Origin of the sequence: Ectobacillus ponti (genome assembly GCF_024294785.1) — a bacterium.
Taxonomy (GTDB): Bacteria; Bacillota; Bacilli; order Bacillales; family Bacillaceae_G; genus Ectobacillus; species Ectobacillus ponti.
In genome coordinates, this window is sequence record NZ_JANCLT010000001.1 from 270,776 (window position 1) to 288,181 (window position 17,406).

At 49.6% G+C, this 17,406-nt stretch carries 20 protein-coding genes and 1 riboswitch; of the genes, 10 read left to right on the top strand and 10 right to left on the bottom strand.

The window, feature by feature from the left end; all coding sequences use genetic code 11:
* Positions 1-18 precede the first annotated feature (18 nt).
* Genes ssuE through NK662_RS01520 form a run of 4 tightly spaced genes read right to left on the bottom strand, consistent with a single transcriptional unit; the run spans position 19 to position 3,278 of the window.
* Positions 19-555, bottom strand: coding sequence for an NADPH-dependent FMN reductase (ssuE, locus tag NK662_RS01505; protein WP_254756641.1), 537 nt, complete (start codon positions 553-555; stop codon positions 19-21).
* A gap of 59 nt (positions 556-614) precedes the next feature.
* A complete protein-coding gene (locus NK662_RS01510; RefSeq protein WP_254756643.1) occupies positions 615-1,475 on the bottom strand; it encodes an ABC transporter permease in 861 nt (286 codons plus the stop codon).
* A gap of 11 nt (positions 1,476-1,486) precedes the next feature.
* Positions 1,487-2,497, bottom strand: a complete 1,011-nt coding sequence (locus tag NK662_RS01515) for an aliphatic sulfonate ABC transporter substrate-binding protein (RefSeq protein WP_254756645.1) — start codon at positions 2,495-2,497, stop codon at positions 1,487-1,489.
* Positions 2,498-2,513: 16 nt separating this feature from the next.
* Entirely contained in the window at positions 2,514-3,278 is a 765-nt protein-coding gene (locus tag NK662_RS01520; RefSeq protein WP_254756647.1) for an ABC transporter ATP-binding protein, read from the bottom strand.
* 392 nt (positions 3,279-3,670) lie between these two features.
* Here NK662_RS01520 and NK662_RS01525 point away from each other — a divergent pair, with 392 nt between their 5' ends.
* Genes NK662_RS01525 through NK662_RS01535 form a run of 3 tightly spaced genes read left to right on the top strand, consistent with a single transcriptional unit; the run spans position 3,671 to position 4,783 of the window.
* Positions 3,671-4,432 (top strand): alpha/beta hydrolase, encoded by a 762-nt coding sequence (locus NK662_RS01525; RefSeq protein ID WP_254756649.1) that lies wholly within the window; start codon positions 3,671-3,673, stop codon positions 4,430-4,432.
* A 19-nt stretch (positions 4,433-4,451) separates the two neighbouring features.
* The gene (locus NK662_RS01530) at positions 4,452-4,613 is read left to right on the top strand and encodes a Fur-regulated basic protein FbpA (RefSeq protein WP_254756651.1); all 162 of its coding nucleotides are present in this window, start codon (positions 4,452-4,454) and stop codon (positions 4,611-4,613) included.
* A gap of 38 nt (positions 4,614-4,651) precedes the next feature.
* A complete protein-coding gene (locus NK662_RS01535; protein ID WP_254757423.1) occupies positions 4,652-4,783 on the top strand; it encodes a YezD family protein in 132 nt (43 codons plus the stop codon).
* Positions 4,784-4,939: 156 nt separating this feature from the next.
* Here NK662_RS01535 and NK662_RS01540 read toward each other — a convergent pair whose 3' ends face one another.
* Positions 4,940-6,766 (bottom strand): APC family permease, encoded by a 1,827-nt coding sequence (locus NK662_RS01540; RefSeq protein ID WP_254756653.1) that lies wholly within the window; start codon positions 6,764-6,766, stop codon positions 4,940-4,942.
* Positions 6,767-6,897: 131 nt separating this feature from the next.
* A riboswitch (cyclic di-AMP (ydaO/yuaA leader) is annotated at positions 6,898-7,040 on the bottom strand.
* Between the two features lie 133 nt (positions 7,041-7,173).
* On the opposite strand from NK662_RS01540, the gene NK662_RS23520 reads away from it, so the two are divergent.
* From NK662_RS23520 to NK662_RS01570, 7 genes are all read left to right on the top strand, one after another.
* Entirely contained in the window at positions 7,174-7,299 is a 126-nt protein-coding gene (locus NK662_RS23520) for a hypothetical protein (protein WP_279663167.1), read from the top strand.
* A 141-nt stretch (positions 7,300-7,440) separates the two neighbouring features.
* Positions 7,441-8,304, top strand: a complete 864-nt coding sequence (locus NK662_RS01545) for a hypothetical protein (RefSeq protein WP_254756655.1) — start codon at positions 7,441-7,443, stop codon at positions 8,302-8,304.
* Positions 8,305-8,437: 133 nt separating this feature from the next.
* Entirely contained in the window at positions 8,438-8,680 is a 243-nt protein-coding gene (locus NK662_RS01550; RefSeq protein ID WP_254756657.1) for a spore germination protein, read from the top strand.
* Between the two features lie 18 nt (positions 8,681-8,698).
* Entirely contained in the window at positions 8,699-8,941 is a 243-nt protein-coding gene (locus tag NK662_RS01555) for a spore germination protein (RefSeq protein ID WP_254756659.1), read from the top strand.
* A gap of 15 nt (positions 8,942-8,956) precedes the next feature.
* Complete coding sequence (locus NK662_RS01560) at positions 8,957-9,442, top strand: Hsp20/alpha crystallin family protein (RefSeq protein ID WP_254756661.1); 486 nt, start codon at positions 8,957-8,959, stop codon at positions 9,440-9,442.
* A gap of 62 nt (positions 9,443-9,504) precedes the next feature.
* Positions 9,505-9,972, top strand: coding sequence for an Hsp20/alpha crystallin family protein (locus NK662_RS01565; protein ID WP_254756663.1), 468 nt, complete (start codon positions 9,505-9,507; stop codon positions 9,970-9,972).
* A 26-nt stretch (positions 9,973-9,998) separates the two neighbouring features.
* Complete coding sequence (locus NK662_RS01570; RefSeq protein WP_254756665.1) at positions 9,999-10,664, top strand: hypothetical protein; 666 nt, start codon at positions 9,999-10,001, stop codon at positions 10,662-10,664.
* Positions 10,665-10,810: 146 nt separating this feature from the next.
* Here the strand turns inward: NK662_RS01570 and NK662_RS01575 are convergent, their stop codons facing one another.
* The 5 genes from NK662_RS01575 to NK662_RS01595 all read right to left on the bottom strand — a co-directional run bounded on the left by NK662_RS01575 (position 10,811) and on the right by NK662_RS01595 (position 17,247).
* Positions 10,811-11,404 carry a CBO0543 family protein gene (locus NK662_RS01575; RefSeq protein WP_254756667.1) on the bottom strand — a complete coding sequence of 198 codons (594 nt, stop codon included), beginning with the start codon at positions 11,402-11,404 and terminating at the stop codon, positions 10,811-10,813.
* A gap of 141 nt (positions 11,405-11,545) precedes the next feature.
* Positions 11,546-12,664: an MGDG synthase family glycosyltransferase gene (locus NK662_RS01580; protein WP_254756669.1), complete on the bottom strand. Its 1,119-nt coding sequence runs from the start codon at positions 12,662-12,664 to the stop codon at positions 11,546-11,548.
* 85 nt (positions 12,665-12,749) lie between these two features.
* Entirely contained in the window at positions 12,750-14,081 is a 1,332-nt protein-coding gene (locus NK662_RS01585) for a sensor histidine kinase (RefSeq protein ID WP_254756671.1), read from the bottom strand.
* The gene (locus NK662_RS01590) at positions 14,078-14,746 is read right to left on the bottom strand and encodes a response regulator transcription factor (RefSeq protein ID WP_279663172.1); all 669 of its coding nucleotides are present in this window, start codon (positions 14,744-14,746) and stop codon (positions 14,078-14,080) included. Before NK662_RS01590 ends, NK662_RS01585 begins: the two co-directional genes overlap by 4 nt.
* Before the next feature lie 389 nt (positions 14,747-15,135).
* Positions 15,136-17,247, bottom strand: coding sequence for a diguanylate cyclase (locus NK662_RS01595; protein WP_254756675.1), 2,112 nt, complete (start codon positions 17,245-17,247; stop codon positions 15,136-15,138).
* Positions 17,248-17,406: the final 159 nt, after the last annotated feature.

Consider the following 17,406-nt stretch of genomic DNA (forward strand, 5'->3'; position numbering starts at 1 on the left):
GCTTTTCTCCACTCTCCTTTATTGATTTTGCTGCAAACGGGACAGCAGCCCCTCAACTGCCGCCAGCAGGCGCTGCTCCGCTTCCGCATCCAGAAATGTCAGCTGATGTCCCTGATAAGCCAGTTGCCTTTCCAACAGATATACTCCATCAATAAACTCTCTTGCTCCCAATACTGACAACAGCGGCTTATAGGCATACTCCAACGAAAGCAGATGGGCAACTGTCCCACCGGTTGCGATAGGAAGAAGAATCTTCCCCGATAGACCTTTCTCAGGGATGAGATCCAGGAATGCCTTCAGCACACCTGGATAGCTTGCTTTATATACCGGGCCGACGAGGATAACTGCGCCAGCCTCCGCCACAGCCGCCTGGGCTTCTTGGATTGCCGGACTGTCCCAGCGCGCGTACACTAAATCCTCCGGCGGTAAATCCCGCACGGCAAAAGCTTCTGCTGTATATCCCGACGCTTCCGCCTTTTCGCGTATATAGGCAGACAAAGCTGCGGAACGGGAGACCGCTGCCGGACTTCCAGAAATAATGACGATTTGTGCCATTGTGCTCCCTCCTCAAATCATATTTTCCAAATGTTTTTACTTGGTTTTAGGAGGAATATTCACCTTTCCTTTCCCTGATAGCTGTCCCTCCAGCGCAGCAGCCGGGATTCCAGTATGCGGACAAAGGAATCCGCCGCCTTGCCGCCAATGGCAAAAATGAGAATGCCGATGAACACCACCTCGGTGCGTGAGAACTGCCGGGCATCCATGATGAGATAGCCGATGCCTTCGCTCGCTCCCATGAGCTCTGATACAACCAGTCCGAGCCATGCTGCCCCGAGCGACAGCCGGATACCCAGCAGAATATTGGGAAGTGCTGCCGGCAAAATCAGCTTTGTTGCCTGCTTCCTGCGGCTGAACTCCAGAATGCGGGCCACATCAAACAGTTTTTGGTCCACGCCGCGAATGCCAAGAAACGTGTTGACATACAGCGGAAAGAAAGCGCCAAGAGCGATCAGCAGCACCTTGGACAGCTCTCCAAGCCCAAACCAAAGGATGAATAATGGCGCGAGTGCCAGATGGGGCACGGTGCGCAGCATCTGTAATGTCGGGTCCATGAACTGTTCAGTGCGCCGCGACAATCCGATCAGCATGCCCAGGAGAAGACCGGGACCGGCTCCCAGCAGAAAGCCGGTAAGTGCCCGGGTCACACTGACTGCCAAATGATTGATCAACTCCCCGGACTGCAGCAGGTCCTGCAGCGTCTGCAAAATTTGCAGCGGCGCCGGCAGCACAGTCGGAGATACCTGCAGCAGTGTGCAGCCTGCCTGCCAAACCAATACAATCAATACAGGCAACGCGAGACCCCGAAGTATGCCAACGGTACGCCAAGAACTGCTTCCCCCGGCCAGCTGCGGCCACCCATATCTTCTGAGGCCGCCGGCATGTATCACATCAGCTGTTCCTTTTCCTTTACTCATTTGTCATCCCCTCACTTTTTCTGTTCTTCCCGCACTTCCTTCAGCGCTTGCTGGATGTAGGAGTTATCCACAACTTTGGATGTGTCAATCTGCTTTGTAATGGCCTTTAGAGAATATTGAAAGTCAGCTGTGTCCTGCTGCGCGCGAATGATTTCCTTTGTAATGGGCTGATTAAGTGACTGATTGTTTTCCAGCACCCGGCGAATAATTGCTTGATCAATCTTCTTCGCGTTGGCGTACAGGTCAATAACTTCTTCGCGGTGCTCCTGTTCAAACAGCCTTGCTTTTTCATACACCTTCAGGAAACGTACAGCCAGCTCCGGATGCTTCTTTACAAATGCCGTACGTGCAATCACAAAGCCCGGTGAATATACATGCAGTGATTGCCCATCCTCAAGCACCCTTGCCCCATTGGTAATGGTTTGCAGGGAAATGAACGGCTCCCAGATGGACCAGGCATCCACAGCCCCTGATTCAAAAGCAGGCTGCGCTTCGTCCGGCTGCAGCTGAATAATTTTCACATCCTCCGGCTTCAGTCCGGCCTGATCCAGCGCCCGGTACAGGAGGTTAAATCCGCTGCTGCCTTTGGCCACTGCAATCTTCTTGCCCTTTAAATCTGCCAGATTCTGAATTGGGCTGCCGGACTTTACAAGAATTGCGTTCCCCTTCAAGCCATCGCCGCTCAAAGCAATTTCAGTAAAAGGAATGCCTGCCGCCTGCCCTGCAATAACCGGTGAATTTCCCACTGCTCCGAAATCCAGCCGGTTGGCAGCCAAGGCCTCAAAATGCGGCGGTCCGCTCTGGAATACGGTCCACTTCACTTCCTGCCCTGTTTTCCGAAACTCCTCCTCGAACCACCCCTTTTCCTTGGCAATAAGCAAAGGTCCAAGACTTTGCTGAATTCCGATGTTAATAGTGACCTTCTCTGTCTCTTTGTTGTCCCCGCTTGTCGTTTTGCTTGTGCATCCTGCTGTCAGCAGCACAGCTGCCAGTACAGATACAATCAATCTCCGCTTTTTCATTCTTCTTCCCCTCCTTTTAAATTCCTGAGCCATCTATCAACTGCAGCTCTTCCACCTTTTCAAACTCCCCCAGAACCTTTTGCCGCAGCTCCTGAAACGGCCGGCTCCCGCGTTTGCGCGGATGCGGCAGACCGATGGGAATGATGCTGCTGATGCGCCCCGGCTTGGTGCTCATAATCACAACCCGGTCCGCCAGATAAATAGACTCATCAATATCGTGGGTTACGAGAATCATGGTCGTCCGCTGCTTCTGCCAAATCTCCAGCAGCGCCTCCTGCAGATGTGTTCGGGTGAAAGCGTCCAATGCTCCGAACGGCTCATCAAGCAGCAGCACCTCCGGCTTCCGCAGCAGTGCCCTTGCTATGGCCACACGTTGGGACATGCCTCCCGACAGCTCCCTCGGATAAGCTTGCTCGAAGCCTTGCAACCTCACCAGCTCAATCAGCTCATCCACCTCCCTGCGCACCTTTGGATTGCGCAAGGACAAATCGGCAGCGATATTGTTCTCGACGGTCAGCCAGGGAAACAGCCTGTGCTCCTGAAAAATGAAGCCCTGCTTCACCCCGGGGCCGGCAATTGCCTCGCCATTCATCTCAATGCTTCCGTCATACTCGCCGTCCAATCCTGCCGCCAGCTTCAGCAGCGTGCTTTTGCCGCATCCGCTTGGCCCAATGATGGTGATGAACTCTCCCTTTCCAACCTGCAAATTGATGTCCTCAAGTACAACAGTCTGCTTTTGCTTCCCAAATGCCTTGGTAAGCGATGTAATGTGAACCCCCATATGCCCCTCCTTATTAAACTAATCCAATCAGTTAACTTTTTTTTAAGAAACAAAAAAGGTCCTTAACCTGGAAAGTTAAGGACCTTCAGTCTGCCTGATCGGTCAAAGCGTGTTGAATTGTTCTTAATATTACCTTCGACATCACCGGAATGTCAACCAAATTTTTACTAAGTTTCAAATAAAAGCTTTTATCATAAAAAGTATGCTGCATATGAAAAAATAATCCAAATGCCCTAATTCATACTTGACTCATAGGAATAATACATTTTAATATGGGATGTATAAGTGTAAGCCGATTGGTCAACCAAAGGCACCTGAACCACTTTGTGGCATTGGTGTCTTCTTCTATATTTGCCACATTGGAAGCTAATGCTGCAGAAGGAGGAAACGAAATGAAGAATTACCCAATTTTGCCGGGGGCTGAGGCCTTCTTCTTTCCGGGAGGCGACACTGGCATCCTGATTTCGCACGGCTTTTCCGGAACGCCGCAAAGCGTCCGCTTTCTGGGCGAAAGCCTGGCTGCGCAGGGCTTCACCGTATATGGCGTCCGATTGGCCGGGCACGGCACGCATTATGAGGAAATGGCGCAATGCACGTATAAGGATTGGCTGCACAGCCTGGAGCAAGGCTATCAGTTTCTGCAGGAGCAGTGCAGGGAGATCTATGTAATCGGCCAATCTATGGGCGGCACACTTACCTCTCATCTGGCCGGCACGCATCCGGTTGCCGGTATCATTCTGATTAACGCTGCGATGACAACCATACCTGCCTTTGAAGCATTTCGGCATCAGGATCCTTCGTTGCTGTTGGAGGAAGATGCGCCTGACATTAAGGATCCGGATGTATATGAAATTACTTACACAAAGGCTCCTGTTTCCGCCATACAGCAGCTTCTGCAGCTGGCAGATGAAACGAGAACACGACTTTCGCAAATCCATTGCCCGGTTCTGGCATTTGCCTCCGTGGAGGACCATGTCGTCCCGCCCGAAAACACAGATGAAATGATGCAACTGGTCCGTTCAGACATCAAACAGATCGTTCCGTTGTATGATTCCTATCATGTGGCTTCCATGGACTACGATAAAGAAAAAATTGCGGCAGAAATGGTTTCCTTCATTCAAAGCTGCAGTGCACCGGTGCCCCAACAGATTTAAAGAATGGGATGTGTAACAGATGAGCCGTCTACTTCGCGGCATGCTGGAAAAGCGAAAGCAATATTGGATTGAACAGCTGATTGCCTCCGGTATGTATAAGAAAGAAGAGAAGCATCTGTTTGAATGGACCACCAGTGAACTCGAGAAGGGATACCATTTTGTGAGGAAAACAGAGAAATAAAAGGGACGATTGCCCGAGGGGGAGTATATGTGGCGGAGATGAAGCAGTCAGAGATCAACTATTTGGTTGCCTTGGTGGAGAAAATTAAGTACGGATCTGTAACGATTGTGATTCATGACGGAAAGATTACACAGCTGGATGTTGCTGAAAAGCATCGGCTTTCCAAATAGACAGTACACTTTAAAGTCTGGTTTACTGCAGAAGAAAATATGGAGCAAATCGGCAAACAATGATGGCCCGCCGGGTATGTTGTTTGCCTTTTATCATTTCTGGAAATAACAGAAGGCAGCCCGTAAGGCTGCCTTCTCAAGCTTCGCAGGTTTAATCTATTTCTTTAGGTGATACGGCACAGTGGACACAATTACATTTCGTCTGTACAGCAGGAAGGATCGGATCAGCAGGCTTGACTGGTTGTGCAAAATATTCTCCCAGCTGCGCTTCGGTATAAACTGCGGAATGATTACTGTCACGCGGTAATTGTGCTGGCTTGCCTTGTGCTCGACTGTATCCACAAATTTTGTCAGTGGCTGAATGATGCTCCGATAGTGGGAGTACAGCGTTACAAGCCGCACATCCGGCTGCCACTTCTTCCACTTTTCCTCGAAGGCTTTTTCCTCTTCTCGTTCAAAGCCGACATACACCGCGATAATTTGATCGGCAGACAGTGATTTCGCATAGTTCAGGGAATTCTCCACCACTTGTGTGATGCCCGCAACAGGAACAATAATCACATTGCCCTCGATGGGAACATGCGGCTGTTCAGCAGCAATCCGCAGCTGTTCTCCCACCGCATCATAGTGCTTGCGGATTCGATGAAACAGGAAAATGATAATTGGCAGGAAAATTAAAATGGACCAGACCTGCTGAAACTTTGTCAGGAAAAACATGAGTGTAACGATGAGGCTGATCAGGGCGCCTGTTGTATTGATGATAAATTTGGGCACCCATCCCTCCGGCTTTTCCTTGAGCCATTTCACCATCATCCCTGATTGTGACAAGGTAAACGGAAGAAACACACCCACCGCATACAGCGGAATGAGATGTTCTGTTTGTGCCTGGAACGCAACGATGAGGATGATGGCCGCGAGTCCAAGGATGATAATGCCGTTGGAATATCCAAGCCGGTCCCCCCGGATCAGGAACATGCGCGGAATGAACTTATCCTTGGCCAGATTCACCGCCAGAAGCGGAAATGCCGAGTATCCGGTATTGGCCGCGAGAACCAGAATCAAAGCCGTTGTTCCTTGAATGAAGAAATACATAAAGCCTCTGCCAAAGGTCTTATCAGCAATCTGTGAGACAACGGTTTCTTCCGCGTTCGGAACAATGGCGTAGTAATATGCCAAATACACTATGCCTGTGAACAGCAGGGCGAGCAGCCCCCCCATCATCAGGAGCGTTTTGGCCGCATTCTTGGGTGCCGGGTCTTTAAAGTTCGGGATGGCGTTGGAGATGGCCTCCACGCCTGTCAAAGCAGAGCTTCCCGAAGCAAATGCCCGCAGCAGAATAAAAAGGCTGACTCCCGCAATCGGCGTGCCGATTGGCGCATGCAAGTCCGGCGGCACGGCGCCTGTGGCAACCTTATAGAGACCGACTGCAATTAAGATAAACAGCGCCAGCACGAACAAATATACAGGATACGCCAGGATGGACGCAGATTCCGTTACGCCCCGCAGGTTCAAGATGGTCAGAAATATCACGAAAATAATGGCGATTCCCACCGTGTGCGCATGCAAGGATGGGAAAGCGGACGTGATGGCATCCGTCCCAGCGGAGACACTTACCGCAACTGTTAGAATGTAGTCCACCAGCAAGGAGCCGCCGGCCACCAATCCGGCATTCGTCCCCAAATTGTTCTTTGACACAACATAGGCTCCGCCGCCATGCGGATAAGCAAAAATGATTTGTCTGTACGAAAAAATCAGTGCCGTAAGCAGAATGAGCACTCCAACAGCAATGGGAAGCGAATACCAGAAAGCAGCCGTTCCCAGCGTGACCAGCACAATTAAGATTTGTTCAGGGCCGTACGCAACCGATGACAAGGCGTCAGATGAAAGAATTGCCAGCGCTTTTGTCTTATTCAGCTTCTGCTCTCCCAGTTCGGTGGACTTTAAAGGACGTCCGATTAAGAATCTTTTTATCGCAGAAAACATGGTTTGCTCACCATCCGTTTTTCTAATATGTAGAATTATACAAAGCAAAAGCCGGATAAATAAAAAAGCCTGCAAGCCATCACGAATAAACTTGCAGGCACATTATTTTTTCTGTGTCACAAGTTCCACCTTCCTTCTCATATGAACGCTTACGAGGTTAGCTGACGGATTCGGACCTTGAGTAGCCCTACCTAAAAGGATTCACCCCTTGGATTCAAAATAAACCCACAAACCTGGTTCCCCCGCACCGCATTGGTTTCAGCGATTTAGAAATTTGAAACTGCTCCCTATCATACTCCCAAATTTGGTAAAAGTAAATATGCATTCATGCAGGCGGAGACTACATTTTTGCAGACTGGTTATATTAATACCATACAGTACGGCACATGGATTGGAGGAGCCGCAGGATGAAGGAACGACGGCCCATTTTATCCGATGAGTTTATTGATGAGACCGTGAAGGAAATTAATAAACTGTACGGAGAAAACCTTATACAGCCCCCGACAGAAGCAGGAAATGACCTCGCAGAATAGCCTTGTGCAGGAGGTTATTTTCTGCTTCCCCTGCCGCAAAACCCCTCTTTTTCCCCTTGGATACGGGAGACCGCATTGCATAATTCCTTCTGTTTAACAAACACTTTTCTTACCTATAAAAATTGCGGCACGGAGGAAACCATGCGAAACAGATTCAATAAGAATAATGCGCCTTTTCTGCTGCTCATGCTCATTCACCTGCTGCTGCTTGGGCGTGTATGGCACAAGGAGCCGGACAAAAAACAGCTGTTTGTGTCGCTCATGTCCAACATTGGCTTTGCCTATATCTTTGAATACGTAGTGCTGGTTCTTGGAAAAGCCTACAAGTACAAGCCGAAGCTGAGCCGCAGGCGCTACATTGACAATGTGGTCGGCGCTGTGTTCTCACAGTCCATCTTCATTCCCATCGCGGCGCTTGCTCTGGCGAAAGCAAACAGCGGCTGGAAAGGGCGGATTGGGACAGCAGCCGCCTTCACCATGATTGAGTACCTGTTCAGGAAATGGAAAGTATACAAAACATATTGGTGGAGTCCGCTCTACACACTTTTCCTTCTTCCATTTTATTTTAAGTGGAGCCAATTTTGGGATAGAGAACTGCAAAAACGGCAGCCTGCTGTCTTGTTTCTCTCCTTATATTTCTGTATTTGGGTTACCGGTATGAATACCCTGTATGTACAGGCTATGACCCGCAGCTATAAATTCGGCATCGGCAGCAAGCATACTTGGCGGGAGCATTTTACGGTAGCTCCCCTTTTCTCAGCATTTCTTGCACTTATGGCCGCTGCACAGATTCACCTGTTCCCAAGAGCCGGAGTGATTTCGGCATGCATAACGGCCGTTGCAACAGACGTTCTCCTTATGAGGACAGGCATCATCCACTCGAAATATACCTATCCACCGGAAAATTTCCTCGGGCACTTCGCCATGGCGTGGGCATCTAAGCTTTATTATATGTGGATTTACAAGAGAACCAAAGAAACAGATTGCTCAAAAGCCCGCTCCTAGCAGGGCTTTTCTTTTTCAATGCCGCACGCTGCCGCTGTCCCCCTGAAAAGCTGCCGTTTTTCGTCCTGTGCGTTAACCTAAAGCCCGCTGCCGGCATAGATTAATTAACACCGGAAGCAGAGGAGGAATCGAGATGCCTTCCAATATTAATATTTACAGCATCAAGGTTAACAGCATCTCCAATAATGGCTCCATCAACATTGGAGAAGTATTCCATAACGCCCCGACAGCCAACAGCAAAACACAGGGACTCAATGCCTCCTACGGTGATTTGGCACCGACAACAGCGGGCATGGAGAACGTGTTCATCGATCCTGATGTGAACGACCAAGGCGATATCGCAGATTCTGCAGATGTAAATTCCCTGCAAAGCTGAGAGAAAGGAGATGCTTTCATGCCGTTTGTCATTAATGTGTTCAATGTGATTACCAACGGTGTTGCCCAAAACGGCAACATTGATATCGGCGGAACGATCCAAAACAGCCACACCGCCAATTCCAAAAACGTCGGGCTGAATTTGTCGTTCGGGAATATTTCGCCAACAGGCTCTTGTATTGTCAATGGCTATGTGGATGCTGACATCAGCGACCAAGGCCAGCTCGCAAACCCATCGCTGCCAATTCTGAACCAATTTTAAAGAGGAGGTGCTGATATGTTTCCTTTCCCCTCGAAATTTCCTTTCAAAGACATGCAGGCTTTTTTCGGCTCTGCTTACACAGGCGATATTGCAAAATACGTGCAGGATGCGGTCTCAAAGTCTGTTCCCTTTCCTGCAGGCATGCAAAGCCTGAAGCCGGATGCGCTGAAGGAGCTTCTCAGGACGGTACAGACAAAGGCAAATGATTTATCCAAGAGCCCTCCGTTTGTGATCAGCATGTTTGAAACGCACGATGATGTGTATTTGAAAATTCCGATTGTTGATCCTGCAAAGCTTTCTGCTGTCAAGGTGCGCTACTCGCCAAATCAGGCCATTGTTGAAGGAATTCCCTCACCGGAGGACCAGCATATTGTAAAGCTGCCGGCGCTCGTCAGGAAAAAAGGGGCCTCAAAGGAGTATCGGGATCAGATTTTACAAATTAAGCTGCCGAAAGCAAAAACAGCCTCATACACTGAAATTCTGATTGAGGATGAGGAATAGAATAGAACGAGAAGCAGGATCGCAGGACAGTGCTTGCATTCTGTAAGGGGAGAGTTATGGTTATGGATTTTGATAAATTGAAGCAGTGGCTTGAAATTGCCCAAAAGTATCAAAACGGGGAATTTTGGGGGAATGTGTTTGATCCCAACATGGCCCGAACCTTTTCTCCTGGAACGCAGGAGTCCCCATCAGCCGGACAGGAGATGAGCGTTGCGCGTTTTGTGCCGAATACAGATATTTATGTGACAGATTCGCATGCCATCATCCTCGTGGAGCTGCCCGGAGTCATGAAGGAGGATCTGCACTTGTCTGTCTCCGGCCACCGCCTTGCTGTCCGGGGCCAGGTCCGGCTCAATCTTGTAAATGCAGCTGTTGTCCGAAATGAACGGACATACGGGGAGTTTGAACGAATCATTGAGCTTCCGGAGGCTGTCGACAGCCAAAGCATGCATGCCCGTCTTGAAAACGGATTGCTCATTGTCACCTACACAAGACGATACAGACAGGAAGAACGCGTAATTATTGAGTAAAAACTCGATCTGTGAGAGGAAGCCATATGCCTATCAAGAAATGGTTTATTAAGCGCAACCCGACGGAACAAGCAAATCTCCAGTCTTTGCTCAAGCAGCAGGAGGAACGGATTCAGGCCCTGGAAGCGCGTATACAGCAGCTGGCCAAGGAAGCGCCGCAAGCAAAGCCGGCATCATCCCAGCTTTCCCAGCTGAAGCCGCTCGTCCAAGGACAGATTCAATCGCACATCCATGCATTGGAAAAGCAATTGCAAATGCAGCTGCGCGACACTCTCGGCGCCCATGCCCGCAGGCTGGCGGAGCTTGAAGAACGGCTGTTTCGTCTGGAAGCGGGCCTCACTGCCCTGGACAGTACGGTGCAGCAAGTGCAGCTTGCCTTAGAAGTGCTGAACAACCGGGAGCATGGAGCTGTACAGCCTCCTGTCATTCTGCAAGAAATTCATGTGGATACTCTTATTGTCGACAAGTATGAATTGAATAACAACATCGCCCAGCTCGGTGTGCACGATCTTGGCGGCTCTCTTGTGATCGGGGCTTCCTATGGAAAAGGCTCCCCTTCAGCGGAGTGGCAGGAGGATATGGAGCAGCTGAAGCAAAAGAGCCAGGATGTGGAACAAGGCAAGCAGACGCAGGGAGCGGCATCAGACGATGATACAGACCCTCCCTTTGAGCCTGTCCCAGTTCAAGAATGACCGAATTCCCAGACATACAAGCCCATCTATTGCCACAAGCTGATAACGATTCATAAGAAGCACTGCCCCGGCGTTGCTTCTTATTTGTATCCTCTGATACCGGAAACAGCCGAAGGACAGCTCTATGGAACCCCTGACAAAAGAGCTTATCCCCTTGATTCCAGTTTCTTGAAATATGCAAGAATCCCCCAGCAAATCAGCCCGAGCAGCCAGTAGACCGGAAATGAATATATATGCTTCCATGTAATTTCTTTATATATACCCAGCACTTCCATGACAACCTCCGCCACAAATGAAAGGAAGGCCGATAAGATTCCAGTGGATACAACAAACAGCTTGAAATGGTGCCCGAAATATTGGTACAGCAGCATGAACGGAATCATTACAATCCCCACATCATAGGGATACAGCTGGGGATAGATGTAGGGCGTCAAACGAACAGGATAGGCCCAGACAAGGGCATTGCTTCCGATGGAATCCAGCAGAATGGCAGCCACCCCGTAAAAGAGCCCAAAGGACGTCACCTCTGTAATTCTCTGTTTCTCAACCAGCTTCCACCAAACGATCGGACAAACAACACTTAGAATCACAAGCAGCCACCATCGGGGCGTCATATAAGTATGCTCATACCAGTAGGTGTGAAGATACCAGTAAAATTCCCGCTCCTCGCTCAGTAGCTCATGCAATGAAATCGTACTGAACAGCTTCATGCCGCATAGTTCATATAGCAAACTGCCCAATCGCCGCACCCCCTTCCCTGTCTCCTGAACATATATTCTTCCCATAAGATAGAAAAAGTAAAAGCACCTTGTTGGCTGAAATGCGGGCTCCGAAGCAGAAAGAGCCGCCGGCTGTTCCGGCGGCTCTCTCTTATATAAATTCTAGTTTGTAGGCTGGAAGGATTCCAAAATGTCTGTTGTAATGCAGCTCGAGCTTCCAGCCCTGTACAGGCCTGCCAATGCCTCCCTCATGCTTTGCAGCCGGCCTGTTTGATGCAGCAGCGACAAGGTTTCCTTCACAACCTCTTTCTTATCCTGGAGCACAACCGCTGCCCCTGCCTGATTAAAAAATACGGAATTCTCCTGCTCCTGCCCCGGCACCGGCTTATACAAAACGGCCGGGAGCTTTTTCGCCACAGCCTCAGACAGAGTAATCCCGCCCGGCTTTGTAATCATAATGTCCGCCGCTTCATAGAGCTCATGAATATTGTCCACATAAGCAAATACCCTGAGGCGGGCGCCATAGACCATCACCAGCGCTTGCAGCTGCCGGTACAGCTTCTTGTTGCGCCCGCAGACGATGAGCAGCTGTACAGCCTGATCCTGCAGCAGCTTCTTGGCAATCCAGGCGATATTCTTTACGACACCCTGCGCCCCCGCCAAAATCAGCACCCTCCGATAGGCTGGGCCTGTCTCATCTGTCCCCATCCTATGCTGGCGGCTGCGGGCGGCTTCAAACTCCTTGCGGATGGGAATTCCGCTCACTTGAATGCGATCTTCCGGCACTCCGTTTCCAAGAAGCTTCTGCTTCACAGCTTCAGTGGCCACATAGTAACGGTCGATTTCTTCATGCAGCCATGTGCGGTGCAAGCAATAATCAGTGACAATGGTATACAGCTGAAACTTGTGCCGCTTTGTTTTTCGCAGCTCCGGAACAGTGCCGACAGGGAAGGTGGTAATAATGATATCCGGCTGCTGATCCGCCAAAATACGCTCCAGCCGCTTTTCCCCCAGCTTCATATACCAGCCCGTTGCTTTCGTTCCATACCGCTTATCCATAAAATAAAAAAATCGCTTATATAAAGACGGCCCGATTGTAAAAGCCTGCTTGTACAGGAACTTGACGAATTCATTCCAATACGGGTACGCTTGGGCATACAAATCACAAATCTCCACATTGCCAATGCCAAACTCTTCAAACGTATGCTTTAAGACGGCTGAAACCTGGTTATGGCCATTGCCGAAGCTGGCAGTAATTAATAACACTTTTGGCTTTTTCATCCTCAATTCAGCTCCTTTCCCGGCCTTGCCGCCATCTCTTCCGCTCCTCACAGGAAAACTGGGGGAAAAGGCTTGCCCCTATCGGTTATTTCTTTGGATAGCAAATTGTAAAGCGCACCCCGCCATCACAATTCTCAGCTGCTATATATCCGCGATAGAAATTAACAATTTTTTGTGAGATGCTCAAGCCCAATCCGAAATTCCCCCGCTCTCCTTTATAAAGGGAATGGAAGATTTGCTGCAGATCTTTCTCTGGCAGCGGCGGCCCGTCATTTTGAACTTCAATCCGCCAAAAGGACGCTTCCTCCCTCAGGGACACTCTAACGCTTCCCGCTGCATACCGAAGCTGATTTTCCAGGATATTCTCAATGGATACACGGATACGGTCCGCGCTTCCCAGCATCACTGCCGGTTTCGCTGCTAGATGAAGCTGCCATGACAAGTCAGAGTTCACGGCTTGAAAGTTGGCAACAAGGTACGGCAGCAGTTTATCTAAGTATACCTCTTCTTGTTCTTTATCATTGTCAAGCACATAATCCAGAGTATTCAAATATAAAATCTGCTTAATCTTCTTCTCTAAGCGAATGGCTTCATCTTGAATAATTGCTGCGGCATCTTCTGCGGCATCTTCATACATCCCGTCAAGAATGGCCTGTGCGTAGCTCATAATCACCATGACCGGTGTTTTCAGGTCATGGGAGATGCTTTGCAGGAATTTGGTTTCCTCTTCGTCCGCCAGCCTGAGTGCTTCCTTCATTTCCTTCATGGCCTGGGCCAAGCGTCCAATCTCATCCTGATTCTGCAGCTCCAGCTCACTGTTCCACTCTTTATTGGCAATTTTCTTTGTATACGCCTCCAGCTCCTTCAGCGGCTTGGCAATATTGTTGGCAATCACTTTGGAAACTGGCAGGGTAACCAGAATTACGAGCAAACCGACCAGAATGATCTGCGACAGATCATCCCTGTCAACTAGAGGATGGCAGGAAACTAGGAATGACTTCTCCTCTATGGGACTGACCTCTATGACATATGCTTGCCCCTGAATGGTCCTTTGCAGCATTTGTGCGTCCGTCCCAATTCCACCATTCACCACGGATTGAGCCAGCTCCCGCATGAACGCACCTTCAGCCTCTTTCCCCTGGCCTGCAATGAATTGAATTTTATCATTCTTTTGGTCGAACACAAAGTGGCTTGCGCCTTTAAAATCAGCAAACTGCCCGATATTTAAATTTGATGGGTTATCCCTTAGTGCATGTAAAACAATCTGATGCGTCATCTGCAGCATATCCCGGGACCGGTCTTGATTCTTGCCCTGCATTAAAAAGGCAAAAGCAAGCGAGACAACAATCACGATGGTGGCTACGATAACGGAGATAATGAACCAAATCCGCATCGTGAGGGATTTGAACTTCATCATTTGTCCGCCAGCTTATAGCCGAAGCCATACACGGTTTCAATGGATACCTTGGTAAGCTTCTTTCTCAATCTGCGGATGGTGTCATCCACAACACGATCTGAGCCAAAATAGTTGTCTCCCCACACCCGATCCAGAATTTGCTCCCGCGTGACGACCGTATTGCTGTTTTCCATAAAATACAGCAGCAGAGAAAATTCCTTATTGGTCAAGACAATTTCCTGTCCGTCATCCAATACCATCCGTTGCTTTTGGTCCACCAGATAACCTTCCAGCTGCATCACGCCGGCAGGCCCCTCCTTGCTTTTATAGAGCCGCTGAACCAGCTTATTCGTACGGATAATCAGTTCCCGCGGCAGAAACGGCTTTGATAAATAATCATCGCTGCCAAGCTCCAAGCCTACGACCCGGTCCAGCTCCTGATTCCGGGCTGACATGAAAATGACGGGTGTTTGCGGGTTACGCTCCTTAATGGCTTTAATCAGCTGATAGCCATCGATATCAGGAAGCATGATATCGAGAATCCACAGCTCAGGCAAGTCCTGAATATGCTGCAGAGCGGACTCGCCGGTAAGAAAGGAGACCACCTTGTAGCCTTCTCTTTCCAAGTATTTTTTCAACAGGGCATTGAGATGCTCTTCATCCTCAACCAGGTAAATTGTCGCCATCACTATAACCACCTTACGAGTCTATTTTGCCGTCAGTCTGCATGTTCTCCGGATTTGTCTGTCCCGTATCTAGAGTGCAGCATGCCTTTCGTCCACGCTGACTGCACAGGGCATGGACAAGGCCCGGCAATTTCATCCAATGCCTGGCCTGTATCCTGCCGGCTATATCATAAAACGGGCTTATTTTTCATGAATGAGGCCTGCCGGAAACAGAACGTGCTTGTACTCATTATTTACTCGTCTGCGAACTTTATTGCTTTCTAGAGTATAAGGCGGAAATGCCAAGGAATTATCAAAAGAATGTGTGAAAAATATGTGTTGGGACTTCCTCATCAACACAGCTGTTCCCACCCAGACATGCGTTCCATCCCATATGTAAAGGGGAAGAATTACTCTTCCCCCGCTTTTGGGCTCACCGCTGCCGGATCCGTTTCATCAGCTGCCAGCATGCCCGCAAATGCATCCACCATTGCCGGATCAAACTGCTTTCCTTTGTTGCGATGCAGCTCCTCCAGCGCCTGCTCCTCCGTCATGCCCCTCTTATACACTCTGTGCTCCGTCATGGCGGCAAATGAGTCCGCTACTCCGAGAAGGCGCGCAATGAAAGGAATCTCTTTCCCCTGCAGCCCCGCTGGATAGCCCGCACCATCCCATCTTTCATGATGATACATAACGCCATCGAGGATTTCACGGTCCATCCGGAGAATTTCATGGCGGGCCAGCTTCTCCCAGCCCAGCTGCGGATGCTGCTGGATGACTTGAAACTCCGCTTTGTTCAGCCGGCCCGGCTTCTTCAGAATACTCTCAGGAATATCAAGCTTGCCAATATCATGCAGCAAAGCGGCCATGAAGACTTTCTCCCGTTGCTGTTCATTCAACCCCAGCCCGGCGGCCAATAGGAGCGCATATTGAGAAACACGGTTTGAATGCTCCCAGGTATTCATGTCTTGTGCATGCAGGACGTCAATATACTGTTGGACAAAGCTGTAGGGGGACGGCTCTATATCCGGACCCGGCAGCATATCTGCAAGCTCCTCATAACAGGCAACCCGGTTGCGGCCGCTCCGCTTTGCCAGGTACAAGGCCCGGTCCGCCTGCGCCAGCAGCTCTTGCGCTGTAGCGGCATCCTCCGGCACGAGGGATGCCACCCCGAAGCTCCCTGTGACGACAGAGCTGACAGGCGAGCGCGCATGGGGGATTTGCAGGGACTCAAGCTTCTCCCGCACACGTTCTGCCACAAGCATGGCTCCCTGCAAATTTGTATCAGGAAGGATGAGGACAAATTCTTCTCCTCCATACCGGGCCCCCATATCCACGGCACGCTGGACACTTTGCTGCATGGCTTGAGCCGCCTGCTGCAGGCAGGCATCCCCCTGCTGATGCCCATAGTGGTCGTTATACAGCTTGAAATGGTCAATATCAAACAGAATAAGAGACAATGGCCGTGCGTTCCGACCCGACCGGCTCCATTCCTGCTCCAGTACCTCATCAAAGTAGCGGCGGTTATAGATGCCTGTCAGCCCGTCGCGGGCTGACAGCTCCTTCAACGAATGATTCAGTTCAATCAATTGCTGCTCAGCTTGCTTTCGGCCTGTAATATCGCTGCGGATGGACACATACTGCTGCGGTTTTCCTTCCTGGTCCAAAACAGGCACAATTGTAGTATCCACCCAATACGTGCTTCCATCTTTACGGCTGTTTTTCACTTCCCCGCGCCATACCTGCCCTTGTCGAATTGTAGTCCACATATCCCGGAAGAAGGATGGGCCATGATAGCCGGAGTTCACAATGCCGTGTGTTTGTCCAATCAGCTCTTCCCGGGTGTATTGGGAAATCTCGCTGAACTTGTCATTCACATACGTAATAACGCCTTTTGCATCCGTAATGGCCAAAATGGCAGACTCATCCAGAGCATATTTCAAATCCTGCAAATCCTTTAAAACACGGCTTGCTTTTTGTTCCGCCAGCACACGGTCTGTAATATCGCTCAATGTGCCATATGCTCCTGCAAACGTACCATCCTGCTCCCGCCGAAGCTGGATGAAGCACTCCATCCAGCGTACCTTATCCTCTTTTGTTACATAGCGGCATGTTCTTCTAAAGGATTCACGGCCTGCGGCAATGCTTTCTTGCATAGAATCGGAAATTGCCTCCCGATCATCCGGATGAACATGCGCAAGCCAGTCATGGCCGATGCTCTCCTCGTGAGAATGCCCTGTCACCATGCACCAGGCAGGATTCAGGAAGGTCCAGCGGCCGCATTCATCTGTCTGAAAAATAACCTCCTGAATGCTCTCCAGGATATCCTGATAATTTTCTTTTGCAGTCCACGGCCTCTCTTGCTCCAGCTGATTCCGCAGACGAAGCAGCTCCGCCTTCTGGAAATCAATCTGTGCATAGTACTCTTTGTTCTGCCGGACATAGCGGCTTATATAGACTCGCTCCATTATAAATGCAGAGAACAGAGTAATAATAATAATTGCAAGATCATGAATCAGCATAACGGATAATCCTTTCTATTTTTATATACAAAGCAAATGCTATAATTCAAATTATAAAACTTTATAAGTAGATACTCCAATATATTTTCATGGAAAATTGTCTGCGTACGAAAAAAGGCTTTCCCAGGAGACTGGATTGCAGTCTCTTGGGAAAGCCCT